Origin of the sequence: Agrobacterium tumefaciens (assembly GCF_017726655.1) — a bacterium.
GTDB classification, from domain to species: Bacteria; Pseudomonadota; Alphaproteobacteria; order Rhizobiales; family Rhizobiaceae; genus Agrobacterium; species Agrobacterium tumefaciens_B.
Genome location: NZ_CP072309.1, coordinates 2,036,235 through 2,062,025, shown reverse-complemented (window position 1 = coordinate 2,062,025; position 25,791 = coordinate 2,036,235). Strand labels below are relative to the sequence as shown.

Here is a 25,791-nt window from a genome sequence, read left to right as displayed (position 1 = left end):
AACGTAATCACAGTCGAACATCGCCGCGAAAAACGTTCGGCGTCGCTCCCGTTAACCTGCCAAATATCTTGCGGAACGCTGCCGGATCCGCATAGCCGACCGCCCAGGCAATGCTTTCGACCGACCCATTCGTCGTCTCCAGCAATTGCCGCGCCTTCATGATGCGCACGTTCTGGAGATATTCCGTCAGCTTCAGTCCTGTCGCGCGTAAAAAGCGACGCTGAAGCGTCCTTTCTGAAAGATGGACGCTGTCTGCCAGTTCACCGATTGATTTTTGCACCTCTGGCGCCGCGTGGAATTGATGCTGGATTTGCCGCACTTCTTTGTCGCTGTGATCAAATCGCGGAATGAAAGTCCTGTATTGGCTCTGGCTGCGCCGTGGCGGATCAACGACCAGAAAGCGCGCCGTCTCCAGCATTACGGTCTGCCCAAGAAGCTTTTCAACGAGAACCAGGCCGAGATCGGCCCAGGCCAGAATGCCTCCGGCGGTGATTACGTCACCATCGTCGATGATCATGTTATCGGACGAAACGTCTATTTTGGGAAACAGCTCGGCAAGTCTCTCGGCAAAGGCCCAGTGGGTCGTGGCGCGCCGGCCATTGATGAGCCCCGTTTCAGCGAGAACGAACGCGCCAGCGCAGATCGAGCAGACAGTCACGCCGAGCGCATGCTGCGATGAAAGCCATTTTGACGCAGACCGCATACTTTGCATCTTTTCAGGCATGACGATGCTCGGTGGCGCGATGATGTAGCTCAACGAATGCGATGCTCCCGTGTGCGAATCCCAGGTGCAAGAAACCGCGCCATCCTCAACCGTCCAGTGACTGACACGGATTTTGCGGAGGCTTGTTGGCTCCTGCAGATCCGTCGACCAATCGCTGGCGACCCGAAATAAGTCCGTCAGTCCGTAGACCGCAGCCAGCTGACAATCCGGATAGATCAGCAGTCCTATCTCGATAAAGTCAGCCGGGTCAGGATTTGTCACTTTTGCCTCGCATAAAGTCATTTGCGCCACGTGCGTGTCATAGCGGATGGCGCTAGCTTGTTCAAGTCAACCAAGGACATTCGAAGATAAGGCTCGACAGGAGATATGTATGATGTCTGCAGCAGATCGGTTTTTCGTGTCGAGACGCAGCGTTTTGATCGGGAGCATCGCGCTAGCCAGCGTAAGCATCCCGAGGATCGCCTTCTCACAAACCCCTTCCAGCAACCATTCAGCACAAGGAGAAATCGACATGGGTTTCGTAACAACCAGAGACGGCACTGAAATTTTCTACAAGGACTGGGGCCCGAAGGATGCCCAGCCGATCGTTTTCCACCACGGCTGGCCGCTCTCTTCCGATGACTGGGATGCGCAGATGCTGTTCTTCCTCTCCAAGGGATATCGCGTCGTCGCCCATGACCGCCGTGGCCACGGCCGCTCGGCGCAGGTCTCGGAAGGTCACGACATGGATCATTATGCTTCCGACGCCTTTGCGGTCGTCGAAGCGCTGGACCTGAAGAACGCCGTCCATATCGGCCATTCCACCGGTGGCGGCGAAGTTGCGCGTTATGTCGCAAAGCATGGTGAGCCCGCCGGCCGTGTCGCCAAGGCCGTTCTCGTTTCCGCCGTACCACCGATCATGGTGAAGACCGAAGCCAATCCGGAAGGCCTGCCGATGGAGGTTTTTGACGGCTTCCGCTCGGCGCTTGCCGCGAACCGCGCGCAGTTCTTCCGCGACGTGCCGGCTGGCCCGTTCTACGGTTTCAACCGCGATGGCGCGACCGTGCATGAAGGCGTGATCCAGAACTGGTGGCGTCAGGGCATGATGGGCAGCGCAAAGGCCCACTACGACGGCATCAAGGCCTTCTCCGAAACCGACCAGACCGAAGACCTGAAGAATATCAGCGTTCCGACGCTGGTGCTACACGGCGAAGACGACCAGATCGTGCCGATCGCCGACTCGGCTCACAAATCGATCAAGCTGCTGAAAAACGGCACCCTGAAGACCTATCCCGGCTTCTCGCACGGCATGCTGACCGTCAATGCCGATGTGCTGAACGCCGACCTGCTTGCCTTTATCAAGGGCTGAGGCTTCTGCAGAACGGGAATGCGGCCGATCATTCGGCCGCATTTTATTTGAGCAAGGTGGGATGGCCTCACTCGGTCGTGGGACACCAAGCAAGGATAGCGTGGAAAAGTCACAGCACCCGCAGTGGCGCGCCGTTCAGCCATGCGACGAGATTGTCAACGGTATCTCGATAGAAAATCCGGTAGGAGTTTTCAGTGACAAACCCAATGTGAGGCGTCGCGATCACATTGCCCAAAGTCCGAAGCGGATGATTACCTGGCAAAGGCTCATCATCGAACACGTCAACTGCAAAACCTGCGATGCTCTCGGTTTCCAGCGCCGTGATCAAAGCTTCTTCATCGACGAGCGGACCTCGTGACGTATTCACGAGCCATGCTGTTGGCTTCATCAATGCCAGCTCGTCCTGACCGATTATGCCCTTCGTCCGCTCCGACAGGACAAGATGCAACGTTACCCAGTCGGACCCGCGAAGAAGTGTCTCTTTCTCAACCCGCCTCACACCGGCAGCCTCTGCCGCCTCATCCGTCAGATTCTGGCTCCAGGCGATCACCTCCATACCGAAAGCAAGGCCGACCTTTGCCATCTGGCGGCCGATCCTGCCCAGACCGATGACACCCAGCGTACTGCCACGAAGGTCGCGTCCGACCGTGGTTTGCCAGCCCCCGCTACGAAACGAGGCGATCTCTGTGGGAACATGGCGTGCCGCCGCAAGGATCAGTGCCCAGGTCAGCTCCGGGGCACCCGATCCGTTTGCGCCGGTCGCCGAAACAACGATGCCGAGATCATGGGCCGCGGCAAGGTCGATTGAGGCGTTGCGCCCTCCAGTCGCTGCGATGAACCGCAGGTTCGGCAGGCGCTCGAGTATCCGTCGCGGCAGCGGCGTCCGTTCGCGCATGACGCAGACGGCATCGAACGGCAAGAGACGGTCAACCAAGCGTTCTTCGTCCGCGATATGGTCATTGAAGACCGTGATTTCCGCACGGTCGTTCAAGGGCGACCAGTCGGCGCTGGTGATCGAGACATTCTGGTAATCATTTAGAACGGCGATATGACGTTTCATGAGACGACGCCGTCGATTTTGACGATAAGCTTGCCGAAATTCTTGCCTTTCAGCATGCCGATAAAGGCGTCGGGGGCGTTCTCCAATCCGTCAACGACATCCTCCCGGTACCTGATCTCGCCACGAGCGACCCTTGGGCCGATCTCCGCGAGAAAGTCATTAAAATGATCGGCGGCAAATTCAGTCTGGATGAAACCTCGAACAAGAAGGCTCTGTCTCAGGATCGCCGACATCGTTGCCGGAAGACGGTCTGCCTCCGACGAGCTTGCGCCGTTATATTGAGAAACGAGGCCGCAAACGGGAACGCGGCCGAACTGGTTGAGAAGGGGCAGTACCACATCCCAGACGCGTCCTCCGACATTCTCGAAATAGACATCAATCCCGTTTGGGGAGGCCGCGGTCAGATCGCTGACAAAATTCGCCGAGCGATGATCAACCACGCTGTCGAAGCCAAGTTCACCTTTCACGAATGCACATTTGTCGGGTCCACCGGCTATACCAACTGCCCTCGCCCCGTAAAGCTTTGCAAGCTGTCCGACCATCGAACCAACGGGCCCAGAGGCTGCTGCGACTGCAACCGTCTCACCCTGCCCTGGCTTGCCGATAAACTTCAGACCACTCCACGCAGTAAATCCCGGCATGCCAAGGACGCCAATCGCGGTCGTAACCGGCGCACCGTGTGTCTCGACCTTTCGTAGCAAGTCCCCATTTATCACCGCCCCTGTACACCAACCGGTCCGCCCGCGCACGATGTCGCCGGGCACAAAACCATTGTGCCGTGACTTCACCACCTCGCAGATCGTCTCGCCCTCCATGATACCGTCAACGGGTACAGGCGCCGCGTACGATTTGGCGTCGCTCATACGCCCACGCATGTAAGGGTCCAGCGAAAGATAGAGAACGCGGACCGTGACATCGCCCTCGGCAGCCTCGCGCAACTCGGCTTCCTCAAGGCGGAAATTTTCATGCGATGGCTCTGCCAAGGGGCGGCTTGCCAGCACAATGCGTTTGATCGTCGTCATAAGGCGCGTTCCTCGTTGATTAGCCCGAGTTTTGGGCCGCCCTCAGTTTGGATATTCTCCCACTTCTCAAACTCGACGGGCGGCGGCATCCTGTTCCTGATGTACTTTGCGTTTTGGTTGTAGATCATTTTGATGTGCTGGAACACGTCCAGACCGACGTAATTGCATGAGCGATTGCCCGAAACTGTGAGGACCGCTCCGAGAGACGTCATCATCACGCAGGTTGGCCGGGCCCTCGGCGGCCCCGATCTCAGTGAGAATCCATCTACGAATCGGGGCAAGCCAGGCTTCGTAGGGACTCTCATCGGCGGAAGACGAAGACTAACGCTTGAAAGAACCGCAATTCTCCAGAAGGCCCGGGAACAAGAGCGCGAGAAGCATGTTCGGCGACGACTGCAAGCACTTTGCGGCTTACCAAGCAAGGCAGAAACAAATGACCATACCGAAATCGTCTGAAGCCCGCGAATTTGACAATCAGCCAGCCCACGACCACCCACCCGGTTCCGGTGTTTCGCAACCAGACCATGAAGCGACCGCGCCACTCCAGGATAGCGACGCTTCTGCTGCAACATCAAGGCTACCCGAGAGCACCGCATCATCCGCTTTGAATAATCGGGTAGATACTGATGCGCCATTGGTAGACGTGGCCTTGGCGAGCGTTAGAAGCCAAACCGCTAGCGCAGCCAGCCCGACACCTACCGAAGAGTTGGCCGCCATTCGAGCGGAGTTCCATAGGCTGAGCGACAATGTGACTGAGATCGGATCGGCATCGGTTCGTGTCCTGCGAGCGGAAAGCCAGGGTATCGCCGAGGACCTGCGTGTCCGCATTCGGGCACAGCCGGCCAGGGCTATGCTTTTAGGCTTGCTCGCCGGCTTCATATTTGGCGCAACCCGCTGAGGCGCATGGCAGGCCGGGTGGACGTCAGGTCTCGCTAAGGTCACCGATGAGAGTGGGCACCAATTCTCCCACTGTGGGATGGATTGGCACCGCCCAGCGCAGTTCTTCAGTCGTGGCCCCAAGGTTGATGGCGTCGAGCACGCCGTAGATTGCTTCGTCACCTCCAACGCCGAGGAAGGCAGCGCCGAGTATCCGGTCGGTGTCGGCGTCGACGACGAGTTTCAGGAGGCCGAGCGTCTCGCCTTTCTCCACCGCCCGGCCTACGCGGCTCATCGGGCGAGTGGAGACCGTGATCCGGTGCCCGGCTTCCTTTGCCTGACTCTCCGTCATGCCTGCGCGCCCGAGCGGCGGATCAATGTAGAGCCCGTAACTGAGGATGCGGTCTGAAACTTTTCGGTTGCCGCCATCAAGAAGGTTTGCCGCCACAATCTCGAAATCGTTGTAGGACGTATGGGTGAATGCGCCTCGCCCATTGCAGTCCCCAAGGGCCCAAACGCCTTCTGCGGTTGTCTGCAACCGCTCATCCACCGTAATGAAACCGTGCCGGTCAGTCTCGATGCCAGCAAGATCGAGGCCCAGATCATCCGTGTTCGGCCGCCGTCCGAGGGCGACCAGGACATGGCTCCCACGGACTTCGCCCTGATCGGTCCTTATGACGACGCCCGCTTCTTCCCTGGTGATGGATAGAAGGTTGTGGTTCATAAGAACCTTGATGCCATCGCCGCTCAGGATATTGGCGATGGCGTCAGAAATATCAGCATCCTCCTTGGGCGCCAGTTGCTGCCCTCGCTCGATGACCGTAACCTCTGCGCCGAAGCGCCGATACATCTGGGCGAATTCCAGTCCGATGTAACTGCCACCGAGAACAATTAGGTGTCTCGGCAATTCCTCAAGCGCGATCACGGAAGTGCTCGTGAGATAGGGCACATCCTTCAACCCGGGAATATCCGGTATGTGAGGCCGCGCGCCCACATTTATGAAAATCTGCGGTGCGGTATAGCTTGTCCCGCCCACCGTCACGGTCTTCTTACCAGTGAATCTGGCTTGGGCGTGTAGCACATCCATCGTCTCCAGACTGTCAAACCAGGATGCAAGACCGTTTCTCGCATCAAGAGTCACCTTTCTGGCGCGGGCCGCTATGGCCGGCATGTGCACTTTCGGCTCGCCGTTGATGGTGACGCCGAATTCGGAGGCACGCCGCGCAACCTCCACGGTCTTGGCGCTCGCGACCAACGCCTTGGTGGGCATGCATCCGGCGTTGACGCAGGTGCCCCCAAGATATTTGCGTTCGATCAGGATCACCTTGCGGCCCATCGCCGCCATGCGGGCGGCGAGGAATGGTCCGGACTGACCGGCCCCGATGAAGATCGCGTCATACTCCCTCATGACACGGACACCACAACGATCAATGCGAGTAACACGGCAACCGCATCCTCAACCAAGGCGGCGGGCATGTCGCGGCCGAAACGCTTGGCGAGGTTAGCGCGGACGGATGCACCGCCGAAGGTTCCCAAGACAGCGCCGATGCCCCCCCGCTAGAAGCCCTGGAACCACCATTCCTGTTGTTGCGCCGATCGTCGCGCCGCTGAGAGCGCCCATTACAACCCGTGCTCCGAACTGAACGGGCACCTTGCGTGATGGCGTGCCGGGAAGTTGGTCGGCAATAAGTTCGACGATGGCAAAAACAGTGAAAATCGCGACCGCCCAGAGCGAGTCCATGAAGGAGAGAAGGCTCGCGGAAATATCAAACCACCCAAGATAAGCGGCCCAGGAGACTGCGGCGGGGGCAGTCATGGTGCGAAGACCGGCGACAAGTCCTATCAGCATTGCGAGAAGAATGAGCATTCAGATCCCCTAAGCTAGATCGTGCCGCGGCGCACCGTTGATAAGCGGTTGCCAGTCCAATGCCCCGTCTGACCCATTCTCAATCGCTTCTTTCAAACGAAGGCCGCAGATCGCCAGCAACGGCGTGCATTATTGACCCTCAACTTGCCGTAACCCGTCGGACAGATCGCAACGGTATCATGGCATTGCAGATTGGTCGACAGGCACCGGACAGGGGCACGTCTTGCAGTAATCCAGTCCATCAATCAGATACCGGATGCAACAGACGCGGCGGAGCCGCTCCGGCTGCCCGTCGGCTTGAGGGTAGACGATAGGTCTGAACAGCGGATTGCGCGAGCCATCGGCCATATGAGGCGATTCCAGCAACTCCAACGCATCCGCCACCCCTGCACCGGCGCAACGATCGTCCCTCGCGTAATTGCGCGCGATTCCCTCGAAAGCGTTGCCGGCGTTTGACCATAGAACGTTGCGCGAAAGGCCGCTCACCTCAGAAACCGCTCGGATAAGGCTTTCGATATTACCGCTGACCAAAAAGGCGAAACGGTCCTCAGCGGACTTGGCTCGAACAGGGCGACCGAAATCAGACAGCCCGAGCGAAACGATCTCCCCTTCAGTGCTTAAGTCGATGCTCAAGTCTGCCGGTGTCAGAGGTACGCGCCAATCCAGCAACATGGCGGCGGTTGCGATCGGTCTCATCACCTTTGCGAAATACCGCTTTGACCACTCACCAGCAACGGCAGCAATGGGCGCGTCCGACCCGTGGCGGCGACCGTAACCATTTAGGACCGCCAAAAGACAATCGGGCTCCAGAAATTCAGTGAAAGCCAGATCGGTCGGCCGTCTGCGCCGGAAAAACTCTCGCCACCCCGAATACGCCGACTGCCCGAGCAATTCGCCAAGAACCTCTGACCTTCGCATACGCTTCCGCCAGTCTAAACGAGCCGCGCGACGATCTGGCGAGCGAGATGCTGCAACGAGGCCGTGGAACCGAACGGCCAGGATGGCGTCCCTGTTAAACGGACATTTCCCTGCGCAACGACCGGCAACATAGGCCAGAGCGAAGCATTGAGGAGCTCAGCCGGAACGGAATCGCCAAGGATGAACAAGGTGCTGTCGTTTTCAACAGAAGCAAGTCCTTCAAGATCGATTGTCGTGAAACCAAAGGGTTGAGCTGACATCGAAATGCCATCGGCAAAACCGATTTTCCGCAGAAGGCCGGAAATTGCGGCATTGGGAGCAAAGACCCGCAACCGCGGAACGCCCGGCAACGGTTGCGCAACGACCAGCTTGCGGCCTGCCACCTGCCCGGCATGGCGTAATCTCAAGTTTTCGATCTCACCGTCAAAACTAGCGAGCAGCCTTTCGGCATCATCCGATCTGGACAGGGCAGCGCCCGACTGACGGGCGCTCTGATAGACACTCGCCAGCATATCACCGTCGCTTTCCTGATCGTCAATCAGATGGACCGGAGCGATCTCACCCAGCGCATCGGCAATGGACGCGTGCCGGTAACGCGACGTCAAGATGACGTCAGGCTGCAGTTTGCGGATCGCTTCAAGGCTGGGCTGCTGTCGTCTTCCGACATCAGCGGCACCGGAAAGGCCTTCAGTTGCGACATCGACCCATGTTCTATAGCCGGCAATTTCCGCACACCCGACCGGTGACATGCCAAGCGAAAGAGCAATCTCGGTCGCCGTCCAATCGAGTGTCACCAGGCGCGACGGTCCTGAAGCGGCGAGCGCCGTTCTCGCGGCGAGCAAAGCCACCGTGCCACCCAGAAACGATCGTCTCCCAATGCTCGCTACCACTTAACACTCACTGTTCCCACGACAGTCAAACCCTGCCCGTAATAGCATTGCGTGGGGGTGTTGCAACCGGCGACGTAGGTCTTGTCTCCGAGATTGTAACCGTTGAGCTGGAAGGAGTAGCGATCGTGTTCGTACCTGGCGAAGGCATCGACCAGCGTGTAACCGGGAACGAAAAATGAGTTGGCCGTGTCCCCTGCACTCTTGCCGACGTGACGGACACCAGCGCCGACTGTGAGCTTACCTTCCCAGCTATCCGGCGTCGGAAGATCGTAGCTGACGAACAGTGACTGCTGCTGCTTGGGCACGGTGTAGGGCATTTTCCCGATCTGGGCCGACGTCTGGCTCTCGGTTACCTCAGGATCCTGCCAACTTGCCGCGGCCGTCAGATTGAGGCTTTCCCAAAGCGTTGCATTGGCCTCCAGTTCGATACCGCGCACACGCACTTCGTCCGTCTGGTAATAGACGCCCGCTACACGATTGACGACATTCTGCTGCGTTGCCTCAAAACCGGAAAGGGTAATGCTGAAATCCTCGCCCTGCGGCGCGTATTTTACGCCGATTTCCTTCAACTCACCTTTGGTGGGCTTGAGCGGCGTCGGCGCCAATGTCAGCACGGGCGAGAAGGATGTCGAATAAAGAGCGTAGGGGACAAAGCCGTTTTCGAAGACATAGGCGGCGCCGACCCTTCCGGTGAAGGCCCTATCGTCTTGTCGGTATTGTGTCGTGAGACCATTCGAAAGAGCGGTGCTGTCGGAATCGTTACTGACATAGTCCTGGCGTCCGCCGACAGTGAGACGAAGGCCACCAAGCTCCATTTGGTCCTGCAGGTAGAAACCCACCTGACGCTGTGTCTGGTCCAGATGCGTCGTCAATGTTGCTGGCTGGACGCCGATTCCGTAGACAGGATTGAAGAGGTCGAGAGTGGGGCCGCTGCGCGATCCCGTTCGGTTGACCAGGTTTTGCCACTGCACATCGACACCGCCGAGAAGCGTATGGCTGATCGGCCCCGTGTCGACTTTGTATTCGAGATGAGTGTCGAGCGCGACCGCATTGAGCGTTGGCTGCGCGTTGTAAACGAGCCTTGAAAGCGTGCGCTGGTTGGCCGAAAGACCATTGCCGAACAGGTTCTGGTAATTGACGTCGAGGTAGGAGTAGCGAAAATTCTGGCGTAGAACGAGATCGTCGTTAAACGCGTGTTCGAACCTGTATCCGATGTAGGCACTTTCCTTGTCGTAGATCGCAAGCGAGGGATCTCCGTCGGAAAAGCTTCGCGGTATCGTTAAACCGAGACGATTGGGAAAGATGCTTCCCACGGCCGGAATGAGCGAAGGGACCTGGCCTGCATCGTCCTTCATATAGGCGCCGTAAACCGTGAGACTCGTTTCTTCATTCGGCGACCACTTGACCGTCGGGCTGATGGCGACGCGGTCGTTCTTGCCGAAATCATTCATTGCATCGCTGTCGCGGATCATACCTTCCAGGCGATAGGTAAGATCGGAATCAGCGCCGACCGGGCCCGTGACGTCGAATCCGGCCTCCTTCTGATTGTAGCTTCCGAAGCGGCTGTAGAGCTCTCCGCCAGCGGTCTCCGATGGATCCTTGCTGATCATGTTGACCACGCCGCCGACATTCGTTTGTCCGAAGAGCGCCGAGCTTGGTCCGCGCAGCACTTCGACACGATTGAGAAAATAGGGCTCCACGCGAAAGCCGGCATAGCCTCCTGTCTGGTTCGCAATCTGTGGCACGCGCAAACCGTCGAGATAAAGATCCGCGCTAAAGCCGCGAATGCTGAAGTAGTCGGAGCGAGGATCGTTACCGTAGCGTTGGCCATTGACGTTTGCGCTATAAAGCAGGCTATCCGCCACAGTCTGCACGGCTCGATCCGTCATCGCGCCACGGGTGATGACAGAGATGGATTGCGGTGTCTCGGCAATCGCCGTAGCGGTCTTGGTGGCTGATGCCGATTGCGTCGCCACGTAGCCACGTTGTTCGACACGCGCCCCTTTTGCCGCAGACTTTCCCTGGACGACGATCGGCTCGAGCACGGTGGACCCATTTGACTCTTGCGCTTCGACAACCCGAGGCGACAGGATGAGGGCGCTTAACGCAACGCCTGACACGAAAAACAGGAGCCGCTGTCTGGTGATGTGCCCGGTTGATGTGCGATGGCGAAGGACGGTGTTCTGCATTCGAGGACCTGTGATAGGAATACTGCGCAAAGGGTACTCCGGACTGTCCGTCGTGTTTCAAATCCCGCACGCTTGGCCGCTTAACTAGACTTTTTTTATCAGCATTGTCAGGTCAAAATCGGGCGTTGTCGGGCCATTTAATGGCCTGATTATCTCATATTGTATTATTGCGCTCCATCGGGCCAATGTTTCCCTTTGAAATGCTGAAGCTGCGCGACTATGGGTCTCTTCCATGGGCGCCACCGCGATAGCGCTATGAGGAATTCCATTGCCTGAAAACACGATGAAACAGCCGCAAAGGGCAGCCGATCTTCAACATGTGCAGCGGCCTGTGGCAGCCATGGCGCGGACCTATGAGCAAAGCGTTGATTTTGGCTGGCACAGCCATCGCCGGGGGCAATTGCTGCAAATCATCGACGGCTTCATGACCGCCCGCACCCCTGATAGCTCATTCATCATCCCCTGCGGCTATGGTTTGCTGATACCCCCAGAGCTACCGCATGCCGTCCATTCACACGGGCGGGTCGCCATGCAGTCGGTCTATATCGAGCCGGACCCAGGGATCGCCATGCCGTGGGAGCCGACACGTGTCATCTCAACCTCTACGCTGCTTTCTGCCACGGTTGGAGCGTTTCTGAACGAGCCAACTCTTTATGACGAAAATGGCCGCGGCGGCCATCTGGCAGCGCTGATCCTCGAAGAAATCGCCAACGCGCAGGAGGGTCCTTTTGCGCTGCCAATGCCCAGTGACAAGCGCTTGCAGCGGCTGTGTCGGGATCTTTCGGAGACCCCATCGCTCGATCTTGATATAGACCGCTGGGCAGACAATCTCGGCATGAGCCGGCGCACCATGACCCGGAAGTTTCGAGTTCAGACGGGCATGAGTTTTGCCGAATGGCGGCGTCGCTTGCGCATGGCGCATGTCATGCGCCGCCAGGCAGAGGGAGCGCGCCTGGAAGAGGCTGCCGCAGACGTCGGTTACCGCAGCTTGTCCTCTCTGCGCAAAGCCATGCGCGAGGTTGCGGGATGAAGGGGCTCGCAAGCAAAGAGAAAACGGAGACAATCGCCGCTCAGGCGATCGGTCTCAGCGTCCTATACGATCAAGCTCAAGCGCTCCGGAAGGTCGATGCAAACGCATTTGAGGGTCGTATTACCGCAATATGCGGCGCGAATGGCTCAGGTAAAAGTACGCTGCTCAAATGCCTTGCCGGGCTGGAGCAGCCAACGGAGGGCGAAGTCCGTCTATCCGGACAGCCTCTCGCGGCATTGTCTAGACGCAACGTGGCCCGCCAGGTGGCCGTCATGAGCCAGACCCCAGAGATTCCAATCGACCTGAGCGTCGAGGACCTCGTTGAACAGGGCCGCTATCCTCATCGTCCATGGCTGGGACGCCTGTCGTCACGCGACCGAGAAATCATCGAAAGCGCCATTTTTCGCGTCGGCCTTCAAGACCTGCGTGCGCGCCAACTCACGACCCTCTCCGGTGGTGAAAGGCAGCGGGCCTGGTTGGCGATGGCTCTGGCGCAGGAACCGCGTATCCTTTTTCTTGATGAACCCACGAGTTTTCTCGACATCAGACATCAGGCCGAGCTGCTGACCCTGCTGCGCAAACTCAATTTCGAGGAAGGACTGACGATCATCGCGGTGCTTCACGACCTCAATCAGGTCATGGACATCTCCAGTGACGTCATCCTGATGCGAAAGGGCGAGGTTCTCGCCGCTGGGCCGACGCATCAGGTGCTTCGGGCTGACCTGTTGCAGCAAGCTTTTGAGTGCCACGTCGACCTCGTTCCACATCCCGACGGAAGCGGTCGGACCTATTGCATGGTCGACTGGGTCGGCGCTGGCAACAGGCGGGGCCACCCGTCTTCGGCTCAATCATGAATTTGTCGCACCAAGCCATTTCGCGACCGGTTCCAGCCCTTGTCTGGCCATTCGGCGTGATCCTTCTGCTGCTCCTGGCAGCGCTTGAACTGAGAGCGGGAAGCCGGCTGCTCGGCTGGTGGGATGTGTTTCTTTTTCCGACACGTCCTCCTACGCTGGCGCAGGCAATTCTGGAAACCACCCGGGCGCCCCGCGTGGTTGCCGCAATATTGACCGGCGCGGCCCTTGCGCTGGCGGGTTCGGTTCTTCAAACGGTCTTGAAGAACCCATTGGCGGCACCTGATATCTTATCCGTCACCAGTGGCGCGCAGCTTTTCCTCATCGTATCGACCCTGCTGCTTCCCTTGGCTCTGCCACCCATCATTGCAACAAGCGCAGGCGGCCTCGCTGGCGCGGCCGCGTGTCTTGCGCTGGCAGGCGGCTTTCAGGCGCCGCCGGGCCGGCTGGCGCTTTCCGGCGTCGCCGTATCACTCTGTTTTTCCGCCGTATCATCGGCCATCGTGCTCCTTGCCGACGAACGGGCGTCAGGTCTGTTGCTCTGGTCCTCCGGTATTCTCGACCAGACCGGTTGGGCCAAGGTCACAACGACAATCCCCTTCGTGCTTCTGTCCCTCCTGACGCTCATGCTGATGGCGCGCGCGCTGGACTTGCTGGGGTTGGGCGACCAGGCGTCTGCCAGCCTCGGGTTGACACGGACCGCCACGCTTTCGGGTTTGCTCATCGGCGTTCTTCTTTGCGGCTGCGCCGTTACCCTTGCAGGGCCCATCGGCTTCATCGGCCTTGCCGTTCCAAACGTGTTGCGCGCACTGGGTGTAACCCGGCATCATCGCCATCTGCCGCTTTCGATAATTTGGGGAGCGAACACTTTGCTTCTCGCAGATTTGGCGACACAATCCTTCGCGCGCAATGGCACGACCATACCCACAGGCGTTACGGTTGCCTTCTTCGGTGCACCCGTCATGCTCTTCCTGCTGCGGACGGCAAAAATCGGAGGAGAGCGCCGCATCGGCTTGCCGATCGGCGTTGCGCGTCCGCCTTTTCTCCTTGCCGTTGCAGCCCTTGCCGCCCTGGGCCTGATTGCGATAGTGGCAAGTCTTGCGACAGGCGACGGGGTATCCCTCACAATCGCAGAGGTGAGAGGGAACCTCGACCTGCGAGCCCCTCGCCTTCTGGTCGCGCTCGGCTGCGGCGCATTGCTGGGTGCGGCGGGCACCGTCATTCAGGCGGTCACGCGCAATCCGCTCTGCGGTCCCGAGACGCTGGGCCTGACGCAGGGAGCAGCGCTGTTCAGCCTCGTCGCTCTCCTGTTGGGACTTGCACCCGCAACGCCAGCATTCCAGGTGGTTGCTCTGGCCGGGGCCATCACCGTGCTCCTGCTGCTCCGGTTGCTGGCTCCGAACTATTCGCCGGAGAAACTGGTTCTCGCTGGTGTCGCAATCGCGGCGAGCCTGGGTGCGGCCGCAACGATCATTGTCGTGGAGGCTCGCTTGCAAACGGCTCAGGCGCTTTCGTGGCTCATCGGCTCGACGCACGCCCGTGGCTACGCCGACGCATTCGTGCTGATGCCATGGGTCTTCGCGCTGTCGGCTATCGGCCTGCTGTTCAATCGACATCTCGACGCCTTTTTGCTCGGAGACGAAAAGGCCCGCTCACTGGGGCTCTCAACAGGGAACGCGAGCAAATATGCGATGCTCTATGCCGCCAGTGCCGTCGCAATCGCCGTGTCTTCCATCGGGGCCATCAGTTTCGTTGGCTTGCTCGCACCGCACGCGGCTCGACTTCTTACCGGAGCGCGCCATGCCAAAAGCCTCCCTGTCGCGATGGTCCTCGGCGCTGTGATACTGGCCTTCGCCGATACGGTCGGTCGCAGTGTTATCACTCCCCTCGAACTTCCCGCGGGCATCATTACCGCGATTATCGGTGCACCCGCTTTCATGCTGCTGCTCCGTTCCGGATCGCGCTCACGGTCGTCGTGATCTGAACGGAAGAACTCACCCCGCATCGCCGCGCATTCATCCAGACGGCGCCCCAGAGAGGTGGAGAGACGGGACCTGTTGCGGCAAAGCCATTTTTCAGTGCGGCGTGCAAACTTTTGGGCTTCTCAGGCGTTCAGGGTCGGTCCCTCGAAATCGACTGGCTTACACAATGTCAACGAACACCCACTTTGAACTGCTTGCGAAAATCGGATACGCCGCTCGGGGCATCGTGTTCGTTCTTGTCGCTGGCCTTGCACTGTTTTCCGGGTTTGCGGATCAAAAAGCCGATACGAAGTCGGCGCTAGCAGCGCTTCTCGACCAACCGTTCGGACGGGTGTGGGTTGCGCTGATCGGGATCGGGCTTCTCGGGTTCGTTGCGTGGAGGATCGCCCAGTCCTTTGGCGATAGCGACGGCCACGGAAACTCGGGCAAGGCCATCGTAATACGAGCCGCGCTGTTCGGCAGCGCGATAACCTATCTCGGCCTCGCGGCCTACGCGCTCGGCCATGCCATCTCCGCAGGCGGCGGCGGCGAAGCATCAGGCGAAAAGGGCCTGGCGCAATGGATCATGTCCCAGCCGTTCGGGCCTTACCTTGCGATTGCGGTCGGATTGGGATTCGTCGTCGGCGGCGCGGTCACCGCAACAAAGGGGATCACACGCAGATTCGAGAAGTACCTTCGACTACCCAAGGACAAAAATATCACCAGTTGGCTGTGCGTTTACGGGCTGGTCGCACGTGGCATCGTCTTCGCCGTCACTGGCATCCTTTTCACCTATGCTGGCTTCCGAGTAGATCCTGACCAGGCCGGAAGCATGTCGGATGCCTTGCAATGGCTCCGCCAGCTTCCGTTCGGCTCGTTTGTTTACATGGTCGTCGCCGCGGGCCTTGCGGCATTCGGTGTTTATAATCTTGTGGAAGCGCGATATCGCATCGTCCGCGGCCCCTCCCTTTCTGACATCAAACGGGACGGAAAAGCGGCTGTCTCGGCGGTGAAGCGCCTGTAGATGAACGGGCTCGAGGATTGCCGCCAACACCGTAAAACCGGTAATCGCCAGGGCCGTTGCATTTTGACGAAACTGGTCTTTTCATAGCGTTCAGACCTGGTTTTAGGGGACGCATATGGACGGCACGCATCTGTTCGAACTCGTGATAGCAATGTTTCTCGCTATTATCGTGTTGCATTACATTGCACATCGCATGGGCCTGCCGCCCTCCGCAGCGCTACTGGTGGGCGGAGGCACGTTGGCATTCCTGCCCGGCCTGCCCACGATCTCCGTTAATCCCGAGCTGGTCCTGGTGATATTTCTACCACCCCTGCTGCTCGATGGCGCCTGGTCGATCGCCGTCGATCGGCTCAGGCGGCACGTCTTTGGAATTGCGTCGCTGGCAATCGGCGCTGTGCTGTTCACGACAATCGTCGTCAGCATTGTCGTTCACCTGCTGATGCCTTCCCTCCCGTGGGCCGCCTGCGCGGCTCTTGGGGCAATCGTTTCGCCTCCTGACGCGGTTTCGGCCCGTGCCGTGCTGGAAAGGGTCAAGATACCCAGACGACTCCAGATCCTTCTGGAAGGTGAAAGTCTTCTGAACGACGCAAGCGGGCTCGTGCTGTTCCGCTTTGCGGTCGCGGCGGCAGCCGGCAGTACGTTCAGCACCACGGATGCACTGGCTGCGTTCGTTTTTTTGGCCGTGGGCGGCGCTGCGGTCGGCGCTGTTGTCGGCTTCGCGTGGGTGAAGCTGGTGCGGCATCTGGGAGACGAATATCTAATGATCGCCGCGACCGCCATCCTGTCGTGGGCCGCCTATCTCCTGGCGGAGCAGATGCAAACATCGGGCGTCATCGCCACGGTGACCGCGGGATTAATTGCATCATGGCATCAGCACACCGTCTTGTCTGCCGCGACGCGGATGCGCGGCACGTCATTCTGGAATGTGCTTGTTTTCCTGATGGAAGCGATGGTCTTCATCCTGATTGGACTCTCGCTGCGAGCTGTCGTTGAACGTGGAGGCGGCTTTAGCGCCGTTGTCGGCTCCATGGCCCTCCCGGCAGTGACGATCCTCTTGACGCTCGTTGTCGCCCGGTTTGTCTGGATATTCGCGTCCGATTTCGTGATCAGGCTATTCCACAGTCTGAAAATCGCTCGCTCGGTGCCGCTTGGAGCAGGAGGCGCGACGGCGCTCGGTTGGGCAGGCATGCGCGGCGTGGTCACGCTGGCGCTTGCTCTCAGCCTGCCCGAAGATTTTCAGAGTCGTGATTTCATTCTTATCACGGCTTTCGCCGTCATTCTGGGAACCGTTCTCATACAGGGAACGACGCTTGGATGGATCATTGCCTGGGCGAGGCTTGGCAATATCGAGCCGGAGCGCGCGCCGATGACGATGAGCGAGGCCGAAGCCTCCATGGCGCAGGTCCAGTTCGATACGGTCCAGGCACTCGCTTATGCTGAAAACGGAGAGCTGATCCATCCGCAACTTTTGAAGCGATACGAACATCGGCTGGCCGCAAGCGTCAGATACGCCGAAAGTACCGAAAAGTATTCGCCGCTTCTGCATGCCCACTTCGACGTGGTTCTTCAGGCTGTCGCCGCGGGCAGGCGGGAACTCATTCGCCTCCGCCGCGAAGGCAAGATCGATGACGAAACACTGAGAGAACTTGAGCACGATCTGGATCTCGAAGAACTCAGTGCACTGTCCGCCAAGGCCTAGTGCCCGTCCCACCCTCGCTCAACGTTGAAAAGACCGCCTCGCTTAAAGGCCGGCGGCTCAGGCAAAATTCCAGACTTCATTTTTTCCGCGTCCAGTTGCCCGGTGGCCGCGCATTTTCGAGCGTCTTTCGCGAGATCGGTAATTGGAGGGCCGGTAACAGAGCCCTGCCCGCAGCGCCCGCAACCCCAAAAGACCGTGGCTTTGCCTCGACTTCGACGAGGCTGGCATTCGCTTGCAGACGCAGGCCCATGATCGCCACCACAAGGAAGAACCAGACGAAACCCGCGCTGAGCAGGAAAAGGGTCTCCAGAAAGCCATAGAGCAACACATAGAGCCAGATGCCGACATATAGCTTTGTCAGCGGGCTTTTGCGGGTATCCTCATCCATTTTGCCAAGATAATGGAGCGGCAGGATGTAAATCCACACCATCACCAGCGCGAGGCCGGGAATACCTCCCATGAGCACTAGGTCGAAATATCCATTATGTGCCGATGGCGCGGTCGTTGCCCAGGTGTTCTCTGTCAGGCTTGATAGCAAGGTGTCACTGCGCCAGAAGGCCTGGTAGCCATAACCCAGCATCGGTCGCAGCTTCATATAATCGATCGCGACGTTCCAGACATCCGTTCTGCCGGTGAAGCTCGCGTCGATCCCCATATTCGTCAGCATTTGATTAAACACCGGATCGATCGTTGTACCCATCACGACGACGGTGAAGACAACCAGAAGCAGCGTCACCGTGATGTAGCGCCAGCGGGGCCACCCCACGATGAACCAGCCGGTTCCGACGATGATGGGAACCAGACCGAGCACTGTCTTACCTCCCGATTTGACAAGAAAGATCATCGAGAGGATCAACATCACCACACCGCCGATGAATGACCAGCGTTTGGCGAGATAAATGGCTGCGATGATCAACACTGCCATGACGGAGGCAGCTTCGTTCTTGTGCTGGAAGACGCCGCGCCAGTTACCCGCCAGAAGCGGCTCGAGCGCATCGCTGGCCTGATGGATCGAGCGCGACGGCAGGACGAGGACACCGAAATAACAAAGCAAAAGGATAAACGACACACCGATGGCCAGCAGCGTGGCGAAATGCCTTTCCGTGCGTGGCAACTGCAGAAAGCAGCCCGCAAGCACACATATGATGGCGCACATGACGAGACGCCGCAGAGAGAAAACGGGTGCGTTACCAGTCAACGACGTAAACGCGTACCAGCCGAAGATCGCAGCCATAAGCAGACGCGGCGTGAACACCAGGGAGAAGGACTGCTCCTTGATCATAAAGACAAGGAAACTGACGAGGAGGATGACTGCGGTGAGCTGGTTCAGAAGATTTGAGCCCTCCGACGCCGCGGTACCCTGGTAAGTCGTCGACAGCGACATATAGGGCGAGAAACCGACCGTGAAATAGAGGAACGTCACGAAAAACAGTGTATTCCGCCAAATTCCACGGGTCGGGTCGTCGTGGGCTGCTTGCATGTCGGGATTCTTCTCTGTCGTGCCGATCATCTATTTCGGTGACATCAATATCCCGGGTAAATCCTATTTTTTAGTTATTCCGAATAAACGGATAGGTGGAAAGGCCATCATGCTTATGATCGAGCGGGTTTAGTGTCTGCCCCGCCGTCACTCCGGATCGACCCAGCCACCCGGGGGAGCAAAATCTGCCATTTCGGCCGGTCCCCAGCTCCCGACATCGTAAGATGGGGGTATGGCGGGATCATCGAGAATGGGTTCGACAATCTTCCATGCCAATTCCGCGGCATCCTGGCGGGTGAAAAGTTGCCGCTCACCGGCCATCGCATCGCCAATCAGCCGCTCATACGGCGCCATGTCGCCGGCGCCGTCATCGACAGCGGCCAGCTCCACTGCCTCGCCCAGCATGCCATCCCCGGCGGCCTTGCGACGGGCGCCGATACCAATTGCGATGTCGGGGCCCAACCGGAAACGGAGGTAATTGGCGGGTGCTGTTTCGACATCATTAAAAAGGGAGATCGGCGGGCGCTTGAACCGGACCACGACTTCGGTTGCGTGGGCAGGCAGGTTCTTCCCGGCTCGGATGTAGAATGGCACGCCGTTCCATCGCCACGTCGCCACACGAAACCGGACGGCGGCAAAGGTCTCGCGGCTGGATGTGGGCGCGACACCCGGCTCGTCAAGATATCCCTTGAATTGTCCACGCACGACGTCGGCGGGACCAAGCGGGGGCATGGCCTTCAGTATCTGCACTTTTTCATCGACCAGATCATCTGACGCGCTTGTGGCCGGCGGCTCCATCGCTAGCAAAAGCAGGACATTGATCAGATGGTTCTGTATCACGTCGCGAATACACCCGACCTCGTCATAAAATTTGCCACGCCCCTTGATGCCGAAATCCTCGGCCATGGTGATCTGCACGCTCTCAACGTAATTGCGATTCCAGACCGGTTCCAGAAAGGCATTGGCAAACCGGAAATAAAGAAGGTTCTGAATAGCCTCCTTGCCCAGAAAATGATCGATGCGGAAAATTGCATCCTCGTCGAACACCTTGTGTAACGCCTCGTTCAGCGCCTCAGCTGTGCCGAGGTCGCGGCCAAATGGCTTTTCCACCATCAACCTTGCCGAGGCCGCTATCCCGGCTCGATCGAGGCCAGTCACGACGGTTTCAAACAGCGATGGCGGAATGGCGAGGTAATAAAGTGGGCGATGGTGATCCTTCAGAGCCGACCGCAGCTTTTCGAACGTTGCGTCATTGCGGTAATCGCCAGAGACATAATCCAGTTGCGACGCAAATTTTGCGAAGACAGCCTCATCGATCTTGTCGACATGGCTCGCGACCGCGTCACGCGCACGCTCTAACAGCTGGTCGCGCGACCAGTCATCGAAAGCAACACCGATGATGGGCGTTGCCAGTGCGCCACGATTGACCATGGCGTAGAGGGAGGGAAAGATCATCTTGTAGGCGAGATCGCCCGTGGCGCCGAACACCACAAGGACGTCAGATCGCTGCTTGTTCATCGCAGGTACTCTCATTTGGATTTTTCGAGATGGCCGCCGAAGGCATTGCGCATCGCCGAGAGCACCTTGCCAGCAAACTCCGCCTCCCCACGTGACGAAAAGCGTTCAAACAGCGCGGATGCCAGAACGGGCGCCGGCACGCCTGTTTCGACTGCCGCCTGCAATGTCCAGCGCCCCTCGCCTGAATCGGACACCCGGCCGCCGTACTGGTCAAGATGAGGGTCCTGTTTCAGCGCCTCCGCCGTCAGGTCGAGCAGCCAGGAGCTGATGACGGAGCCGTGCCGCCACACCTCGGTCACGGCGGGAAGATCAAAGTCGAACTGGTAATATTGCGGATGGGCAAGCGGTGCCGTTTCGGCATCCGCCTCACGATGCTGAGTGCCGGCATTGGCAGCCTTCAGGATATTCAGACCTTCCGCATACGCAGCCATGACGCCGTATTCGATACCATTATGGACCATTTTGACGAAATGCCCTGCCCCTGATGGACCGCAATGCAGATAGCCCATCGGCGATGTTCCCGTAACGGGATCGGCTGCTATGCCAAGACCGGCTCCAGGTGCAAGAGAGGCGAATATCGGATCGAGCCGCTTCACCGCATCAACGGGTCCACCGATCATCAATGAATAACCGCGCTCGAGTCCCCAGACGCCTCCGGATGTGCCGGCATCGATGAAATCGACGCCAATAGGCGCGAATTCAGCGGCAAGATCAATCGCATCACGGTAAAACGAGTTCCCGCCATCGATGATCGCATCGCCGGCCTGGAGTTTTCCGGCGAAGTCGCGGGCAATCCTTGGCGTGATGGCGGCGGGCAGCATCAGCCAGACGGCACGTGGGGAAGACAGCTTGCCGACGAGGTCGTCCGGGGAGGTCGCACCGGTTGCTCCCTCCTTCACCAATGCGTCGACATTCCCGGGATTGACGTCGAAAACCACGCACTCGTGACCCTGCCTCAAAAGGCGGCGCACCATATTTGCGCCCATCCGACCAAGCCCAACCATTCCGATCTGCATGCTGACATTCCTTTTGTGCATTCATTGCTGCTAGTTCATTCGCCGGGGCGAACGCGAAAGTTCTTGACCCTCGACACCTCCGCGATCCGACAGACAAGTTGCACACAGTTTCGCGGCAAGCAGATTACACGGAAGAAGGTGAAGGCTGTTGCGGAACTGAAAGATCATCTTGCAAATCTCGACCGTGGGAAAGGGTCTATTCGGGACAAGAACAGGAGACGGGCTTGCCGGTTCCTGCCCTTATCTGAAATCGGCTGCGGCCTCACCAACAAGCTAGGTATTCGCGAAAAGACACACAACTAAAGATTTGGTAATTTAAACGGCAGCTTGCGTTGGACTTTTCGGGCTACTCGACTACAACGAATGGCGAGGATCCGACCCTGAAACTGGACCCGCCGCACCCGGTTGCCAAGCCATGCGGCGAGCATTTGGCGCCATCATGCGGCTTAGCACCATCACAAACCTCGCATATGCTGTGACCCTGATACTCACGACAGTGTCGGCGACCACATTCATTCTGTCGGCAAGAAGCGCATCTCAAGAGCGCGCGGCAATCGAGGATCATCTTATTTTGGATGATCTCGCTGAAGAGATTGCAATCATAGCGGACGAGCGTACCGAGGAAGCGCGGCTCTACGTCATGCGCGGCGACGAGCGACATCTGGCCAGATTCTACGTCGAGGAAGACCAGGAAAACCACCTCGAAACGGCCCTGGACAAACTCGCCAAGCGCGGTGCGTCGCCTCAGGAGGAGGCTCTTTTCGCGACCATACGAAAAGACGCCGACGCACTGGACAGCAAGGAGCGCGACGCCATCGGCCAATACCGCTCTGGTCGTCAGGCCGATGCGCAACAGATCCTTTTCGGTGATGACCATTATCAGCTCCACACCGGCCTTTTGAAGAGCGTTGCAGACCTTAGAGAAACAGTGTCGGCACGCACGCAGGCAGCTGTTGATGAGGCGAAGAGCCGTAGCGACTTCTACGGATCGATTGCGAAAGTCATGCTGGCGCTGACGGCGCTGATGTTTTTGGCCGTGCTCTATTTTGTCCTGAGCAGACGGGTGGCCGCCCCCTTAATCAGGATGAGCAACATCGTCATGCGTCTTGCCAGACAGGATTACAGCATCGATGTGCCCGACGAAGGGCGTCGTGACGAAATTGGCGAGATGAACCAGGCCATCAGGATTTTCCGCAGCAACGGGCTTGAGCGGGAGCGCCTCGACGCGGAACATCGTAAAAACCAACGCATCAAAGACTTGATCCTGCAGATGATGCATCGGATTCAGGCATGCCAGAACCAGGCTGAGCTATCCGATGTGGTGTCGAGGTTCATGCCGCAGATTTTTCCCGGCATCGCCGGACGCCTGCTCGTGTTGAAGGAAAACAGTTCGCTTCTTCAGTCCAGCGGCCAATGGTCCGATCCTGCCTTCTCCGCTCCGGATTTCTTGATCGACGATTGCTGGGCGCTGCGCCGCGGACGACCCCACGTCAGCAATCCCGACGGCGACGATGTCGTCTGCCACCACCTGAAGGAGAATTCCGGCACCGGGCTTTGCATTCCGCTGACGGCGCTCGGCGAAACCGTTGGCCTGCTGTATCTCGAAATCCCGATGCGAAACGATACGCTCGAGACAGAGCGACTATATCTGGAGCTTCTCGCGGAAAATATCGGCCTTGCCGTCGCCAACCTGCAACTGCGACAGCGGCTGGTTTCCATGGCCCGACAGGATGCGCTGACAGGGCTTGCAAACCGCCGCTCTCTGGATGAGGCTCTGAACAGACATGTTGAAAAGCCGGAGGAGCCGATCGCCTGCTTGATGCTCGATATCGATCATTTCAAGCGTTTCAACGACCGCTTCGGCCATGATGCCGGCGACGCCGTGATGCAATATGTGGCCCAGGTTCTCTCCGAAGCTCTCGGCGGCGCGGGAGACCTGTTCCGGTTCGGCGGCGAAGAATTCACGGTGCTGATGCCGGGAGTGGATATTGAGGCCGCGAAAGAGATTGCGGAAAAACTGAGACGCGCCGTCGAGAAAGCGCCGTTCAACTACCGCGGCCGCCTGCTTGACCCGGTCACGATTTCTGTCGGTATCGCAGCCGCGCCCGCCGGCGGTACCGTCAGCAGCGTCCTGGAGCGCGCCGACGCTGCCCTGCTGAGCGCTAAACAGGGCGGCCGCAACAAGTGGGTGTCACTCGACACGCGTTGACGTGGTGATCGTTCTCCCTGAATCCTGCGGAAAGCGGCGTCTACCTCCGTTTGACCATGCGTCGGAGAAGCGAACCCGATCTGGCCTTTCGGGGAACGAGATCGACGTCGCTTACCAGTTTTGCGCCGCCGTCGCGGCGTTCCAGCGTTATCTTGCGGGTGTGAAAAGCCTCAAGTTCGGCGCGATGCGCCACGCTGACGATCGTCGCATCGGGCAATTCGTCGATGACGGTCTGCATCATCTTATCCTGGCTCTTCTCGTCGAGAGCCGCCGTCGCTTCGTCCATCACGATAATATCGGGATCGTTCAGCAATAGCCTTGCGAAGGTAAGTCGCTGCTTCTCGCCGCCTGACAGCGTCTGGTCCCAGGGAGCGTCTTCCTCGACCTTGTCCTTGAGATGACCGAGACCCACCTTCTCGAGGGCGTCTCCGATCTCTTCAAAGGACCAGCTCTCGGCGGCCTGAGGATAGCTGACGGCCCGGCGCAACGTGCCGGATGGGATATAAGGCCGTTGCGGCAGCATGAAGAGCCGGCTGTCAGCCCCAAAACTGATGTTGCCGCCGCCCCATGGCCACAGGCCGGCAATGGCCCGAACCAGCGTACTTTTGCCGGAGCCGGATTCGCCGGCAACCAGAACCCTCTCTCCCCGGCCGATCTCGACATCGGTTTCCTTGACGACAGCGGTTCCGTCTCCAAGGGAAACGGAGACATCCTTCAGGCTCAGCATCGTTTCGCCTTGGGTCTTGCCGCGCGCAATTCGGCCGAGCTTATCGCTCTGCTCGGCGCGCTCCAGACCATCCAGCGACATCATGAGAGATGCGACACGGCGCGCGCAGGCGTTCCAGTCGGCAAGGCGCGGATAGTTGTCGACAAGCCAGCCAAAGGCGGATTGAACGATGGTGAAGGCGGAGGCAGCCTGCATGACCTGGCCAAGCGACATGCTTCCATCGAGAAATTTGGGAGCACAGAGAAGAACAGGGACCACGGGCGCTATCAACATCGATCCATGCGAGACAACGGTGGTCCGCATATATTGCTGCGCCATCTGCTTCCATTGATGCCGGACGTTGCGGAATCTCTTGTCGAGGTCGCTGCGCTCTTCCTCTTCACCACCAAGAAGCGCAATACTCTCGCCATTTTCCCTGACGCGGGTCAGCGTATAACGGAATTCAGCCTCCAGCTGGTTCTTGACCTCGGAGACCCGGACGAAATTTCTACCAATCAAAGCGATCGAGGTAGAGGTGATAAAGGCGTATATGACCGCCGCGATCACAAGGAATCCGGGAATCGTAATAGACACTCCGCCGATGGGAAGCGTCAGCGCACCGCCGATAGTCCAAAGGACGACGATGAAGGTGGAAGCGGATACAAAGGCAGCGATGACCCCGGCCACGAAATCGACGGGTGCCTCGGTGGCGATCCGCAGATCCTCAGAAAGTCTGGCCTCAGGGTTCTGGTGGTCTCCGTCAATCAGATTGAGCTGGTAATAGCGGCCATTTGCGATCCATCGCGACACCATGAGTTTGGTCAACCACGAACGCCAACGGCGTTGGACCCGCATTCTGACATAGACCTGCGACGTGACGATAAAGACGCTTCCCAGAACAAGCGGCGGGAAAATGGAAGCCAGGAAATAGACAGTCGATGCGTCACGCTTCTCGATCGCGTCGAAGATACCGCGGTTCCAGACGTTGATGCCGTACTGAAACGCGACGTTGATGCCGATCATCGCCAGAAGCCCGATGCAGAAGGGCCAGGCGAGCGCGTCGCCACGTCGACTCCAGAATCCCCGCGCGCTGATCCAGAAGCGTTTAAGCAGATATTTCTTGCGCGCTTCGGCCGCCTCCTCCGTTGTCAAACCGGGGTCGGGTTCTATCTCCTCCGGCGGAAGAGGCTCTTCAGGGGCATCCTCGGAATGATCATTGTTGATGTCATTCTGGCTGGTGTCGTCGGAGGGGTGCGGTTTTGCATCAGGATCGATCATAGCCGCAATAACGATCAGCGATTTGAAAAGTTGCTGATCCGAAAAAGATTCGCACTGGCCTGAAATTGGCCCCTCGCCGCTCTTTCCCGCCTGCGCCGCTTGATGCCCTTTCGCGGCTTGTGCGC

19 protein-coding genes and 1 pseudogene are annotated in these 25,791 nt (G+C 58.6%); 8 read left to right on the top strand and 12 right to left on the bottom strand.

Annotated elements, in window-relative coordinates:
* Positions 1 to 7: 7 nt before the first annotated feature.
* Complete coding sequence (locus AT6N2_RS23640) at positions 8 to 757, bottom strand: GlxA family transcriptional regulator (protein WP_233282583.1); 750 nt, start codon at positions 755 to 757, stop codon at positions 8 to 10.
* Between the two features lie 478 nt (positions 758 to 1,235).
* Here AT6N2_RS23640 and AT6N2_RS23635 point away from each other — a divergent pair, with 478 nt between their 5' ends.
* Entirely contained in the window at positions 1,236 to 2,072 is an 837-nt protein-coding gene (locus AT6N2_RS23635; protein WP_209091754.1) for an alpha/beta fold hydrolase, read from the top strand.
* 109 nt (positions 2,073 to 2,181) lie between these two features.
* Here the strand turns inward: AT6N2_RS23635 and AT6N2_RS23630 are convergent, their stop codons facing one another.
* Both AT6N2_RS23630 and AT6N2_RS23625 read right to left on the bottom strand, forming a co-directional pair.
* On the bottom strand, positions 2,182 to 3,132 hold the full coding sequence (locus tag AT6N2_RS23630; protein ID WP_209091752.1) for a D-2-hydroxyacid dehydrogenase family protein: 951 nt from the start codon (positions 3,130 to 3,132) through the stop codon (positions 2,182 to 2,184).
* Positions 3,129 to 4,154, bottom strand: a complete 1,026-nt coding sequence (locus tag AT6N2_RS23625) for an NADP-dependent oxidoreductase (protein WP_209091750.1) — start codon at positions 4,152 to 4,154, stop codon at positions 3,129 to 3,131. The genes AT6N2_RS23630 and AT6N2_RS23625 overlap by 4 nt, the downstream gene beginning before the upstream one ends.
* A gap of 379 nt (positions 4,155 to 4,533) precedes the next feature.
* Between AT6N2_RS23625 and AT6N2_RS23620 the strand changes: the two genes are divergently transcribed.
* Positions 4,534 to 5,052 carry a hypothetical protein gene (locus tag AT6N2_RS23620; RefSeq protein WP_209091748.1) on the top strand — a complete coding sequence of 173 codons (519 nt, stop codon included), beginning with the start codon at positions 4,534 to 4,536 and terminating at the stop codon, positions 5,050 to 5,052.
* 24 nt (positions 5,053 to 5,076) lie between these two features.
* Here the strand turns inward: AT6N2_RS23620 and AT6N2_RS23615 are convergent, their stop codons facing one another.
* From AT6N2_RS23615 to AT6N2_RS23595, 5 genes and pseudogenes are all read right to left on the bottom strand, one after another.
* Entirely contained in the window at positions 5,077 to 6,438 is a 1,362-nt protein-coding gene (locus AT6N2_RS23615; protein WP_209091746.1) for an FAD-containing oxidoreductase, read from the bottom strand.
* Positions 6,435 to 6,897: pseudogene (locus AT6N2_RS23610) on the bottom strand (DUF4126 family protein). The gene AT6N2_RS23615 and the pseudogene AT6N2_RS23610 overlap by 4 nt, the downstream one beginning before the upstream one ends.
* A gap of 177 nt (positions 6,898 to 7,074) precedes the next feature.
* Positions 7,075 to 7,593, bottom strand: coding sequence for a siderophore-iron reductase FhuF (fhuF, locus tag AT6N2_RS23605; RefSeq protein WP_233282582.1), 519 nt, complete (start codon positions 7,591 to 7,593; stop codon positions 7,075 to 7,077).
* 236 nt (positions 7,594 to 7,829) lie between these two features.
* Positions 7,830 to 8,663 (bottom strand): iron-siderophore ABC transporter substrate-binding protein, encoded by an 834-nt coding sequence (locus AT6N2_RS23600; protein ID WP_233282581.1) that lies wholly within the window; start codon positions 8,661 to 8,663, stop codon positions 7,830 to 7,832.
* Positions 8,664 to 8,698: 35 nt separating this feature from the next.
* A complete protein-coding gene (locus AT6N2_RS23595; RefSeq protein ID WP_209091742.1) occupies positions 8,699 to 10,894 on the bottom strand; it encodes a TonB-dependent siderophore receptor in 2,196 nt (731 codons plus the stop codon).
* Positions 10,895 to 11,177: 283 nt separating this feature from the next.
* Between AT6N2_RS23595 and AT6N2_RS23590 the strand changes: the two genes are divergently transcribed.
* The 5 genes from AT6N2_RS23590 (at position 11,178) to AT6N2_RS23570 (ending at position 17,459) form a co-directional block, all read left to right on the top strand.
* Complete coding sequence (locus tag AT6N2_RS23590) at positions 11,178 to 11,924, top strand: AraC family transcriptional regulator (RefSeq protein WP_063951773.1); 747 nt, start codon at positions 11,178 to 11,180, stop codon at positions 11,922 to 11,924.
* Positions 11,921 to 12,778 (top strand): ABC transporter ATP-binding protein, encoded by an 858-nt coding sequence (locus AT6N2_RS23585; RefSeq protein WP_209091739.1) that lies wholly within the window; start codon positions 11,921 to 11,923, stop codon positions 12,776 to 12,778. The genes AT6N2_RS23590 and AT6N2_RS23585 overlap by 4 nt, the downstream gene beginning before the upstream one ends.
* Positions 12,775 to 14,754, top strand: coding sequence for an iron ABC transporter permease (locus AT6N2_RS23580; protein WP_209091737.1), 1,980 nt, complete (start codon positions 12,775 to 12,777; stop codon positions 14,752 to 14,754). The genes AT6N2_RS23585 and AT6N2_RS23580 overlap by 4 nt, the downstream gene beginning before the upstream one ends.
* Positions 14,755 to 14,923: 169 nt before the next feature.
* Entirely contained in the window at positions 14,924 to 15,760 is an 837-nt protein-coding gene (locus tag AT6N2_RS23575; RefSeq protein ID WP_209091735.1) for a DUF1206 domain-containing protein, read from the top strand.
* Positions 15,761 to 15,875: 115 nt separating this feature from the next.
* Positions 15,876 to 17,459 carry a Na+/H+ antiporter gene (locus AT6N2_RS23570; protein WP_209091733.1) on the top strand — a complete coding sequence of 528 codons (1,584 nt, stop codon included), beginning with the start codon at positions 15,876 to 15,878 and terminating at the stop codon, positions 17,457 to 17,459.
* A gap of 76 nt (positions 17,460 to 17,535) precedes the next feature.
* Here AT6N2_RS23570 and AT6N2_RS23565 read toward each other — a convergent pair whose 3' ends face one another.
* The 3 genes from AT6N2_RS23565 to gnd form a co-directional block, all read right to left on the bottom strand.
* The gene (locus AT6N2_RS23565; RefSeq protein ID WP_209091731.1) at positions 17,536 to 18,939 is read right to left on the bottom strand and encodes an O-antigen ligase family protein; all 1,404 of its coding nucleotides are present in this window, start codon (positions 18,937 to 18,939) and stop codon (positions 17,536 to 17,538) included.
* A gap of 147 nt (positions 18,940 to 19,086) precedes the next feature.
* Complete coding sequence (gene zwf, locus AT6N2_RS23560; protein ID WP_209091729.1) at positions 19,087 to 20,457, bottom strand: glucose-6-phosphate dehydrogenase; 1,371 nt, start codon at positions 20,455 to 20,457, stop codon at positions 19,087 to 19,089.
* Between the two features lie 11 nt (positions 20,458 to 20,468).
* Entirely contained in the window at positions 20,469 to 21,473 is a 1,005-nt protein-coding gene (gene gnd / locus AT6N2_RS23555; protein WP_209091727.1) for a phosphogluconate dehydrogenase (NAD(+)-dependent, decarboxylating), read from the bottom strand.
* A gap of 439 nt (positions 21,474 to 21,912) precedes the next feature.
* On the opposite strand from gnd, the gene AT6N2_RS23550 reads away from it, so the two are divergent.
* On the top strand, positions 21,913 to 23,682 hold the full coding sequence (locus tag AT6N2_RS23550) for a diguanylate cyclase (protein ID WP_209091978.1): 1,770 nt from the start codon (positions 21,913 to 21,915) through the stop codon (positions 23,680 to 23,682).
* A gap of 40 nt (positions 23,683 to 23,722) precedes the next feature.
* On the opposite strand, the gene AT6N2_RS23545 is transcribed toward AT6N2_RS23550, so the two are convergent.
* Positions 23,723 to 25,666: an ABC transporter ATP-binding protein/permease gene (locus tag AT6N2_RS23545; protein ID WP_209091725.1), complete on the bottom strand. Its 1,944-nt coding sequence runs from the start codon at positions 25,664 to 25,666 to the stop codon at positions 23,723 to 23,725.
* Between the last annotated feature and the right edge of the window lie 125 nt (positions 25,667 to 25,791).

Excerpts from the sequence above, each read along its gene's own strand:
- AT6N2_RS23635 (WP_209091754.1), top strand. The coding sequence starts at position 1,236 with ATGGGTTTCGTAACAACCAGAGACGGCACTGAAATTTTCTACAAGGAC.
- AT6N2_RS23630 (WP_209091752.1), bottom strand. The coding sequence starts at position 3,132 with ATGAAACGTCATATCGCCGTTCTAAATGATTACCAGAATGTCTCGATC.
- AT6N2_RS23625 (WP_209091750.1), bottom strand. The coding sequence starts at position 4,154 with ATGACGACGATCAAACGCATTGTGCTGGCAAGCCGCCCCTTGGCAGAG.
- AT6N2_RS23620 (WP_209091748.1), top strand. The coding sequence starts at position 4,534 with ATGTTCGGCGACGACTGCAAGCACTTTGCGGCTTACCAAGCAAGGCAG.
- AT6N2_RS23615 (WP_209091746.1), bottom strand. The coding sequence starts at position 6,438 with ATGAGGGAGTATGACGCGATCTTCATCGGGGCCGGTCAGTCCGGACCA.
- fhuF (WP_233282582.1), bottom strand. The coding sequence starts at position 7,593 with ATGAGACCGATCGCAACCGCCGCCATGTTGCTGGATTGGCGCGTACCT.
- AT6N2_RS23595 (WP_209091742.1), bottom strand. The coding sequence starts at position 10,894 with ATGCAGAACACCGTCCTTCGCCATCGCACATCAACCGGGCACATCACC.
- AT6N2_RS23590 (WP_063951773.1), top strand. The coding sequence starts at position 11,178 with ATGAAACAGCCGCAAAGGGCAGCCGATCTTCAACATGTGCAGCGGCCT.
- AT6N2_RS23585 (WP_209091739.1), top strand. The coding sequence starts at position 11,921 with ATGAAGGGGCTCGCAAGCAAAGAGAAAACGGAGACAATCGCCGCTCAG.
- AT6N2_RS23580 (WP_209091737.1), top strand. The coding sequence starts at position 12,775 with ATGAATTTGTCGCACCAAGCCATTTCGCGACCGGTTCCAGCCCTTGTC.
- AT6N2_RS23575 (WP_209091735.1), top strand. The coding sequence starts at position 14,924 with ATGTCAACGAACACCCACTTTGAACTGCTTGCGAAAATCGGATACGCC.
- AT6N2_RS23570 (WP_209091733.1), top strand. The coding sequence starts at position 15,876 with ATGGACGGCACGCATCTGTTCGAACTCGTGATAGCAATGTTTCTCGCT.
- AT6N2_RS23565 (WP_209091731.1), bottom strand. The coding sequence starts at position 18,939 with ATGCAAGCAGCCCACGACGACCCGACCCGTGGAATTTGGCGGAATACA.
- zwf (WP_209091729.1), bottom strand. The coding sequence starts at position 20,457 with ATGAACAAGCAGCGATCTGACGTCCTTGTGGTGTTCGGCGCCACGGGC.
- gnd (WP_209091727.1), bottom strand. The coding sequence starts at position 21,473 with ATGCAGATCGGAATGGTTGGGCTTGGTCGGATGGGCGCAAATATGGTG.
- AT6N2_RS23550 (WP_209091978.1), top strand. The coding sequence starts at position 21,913 with ATGCGGCTTAGCACCATCACAAACCTCGCATATGCTGTGACCCTGATA.
- AT6N2_RS23545 (WP_209091725.1), bottom strand. The coding sequence starts at position 25,666 with ATGATCGATCCTGATGCAAAACCGCACCCCTCCGACGACACCAGCCAG.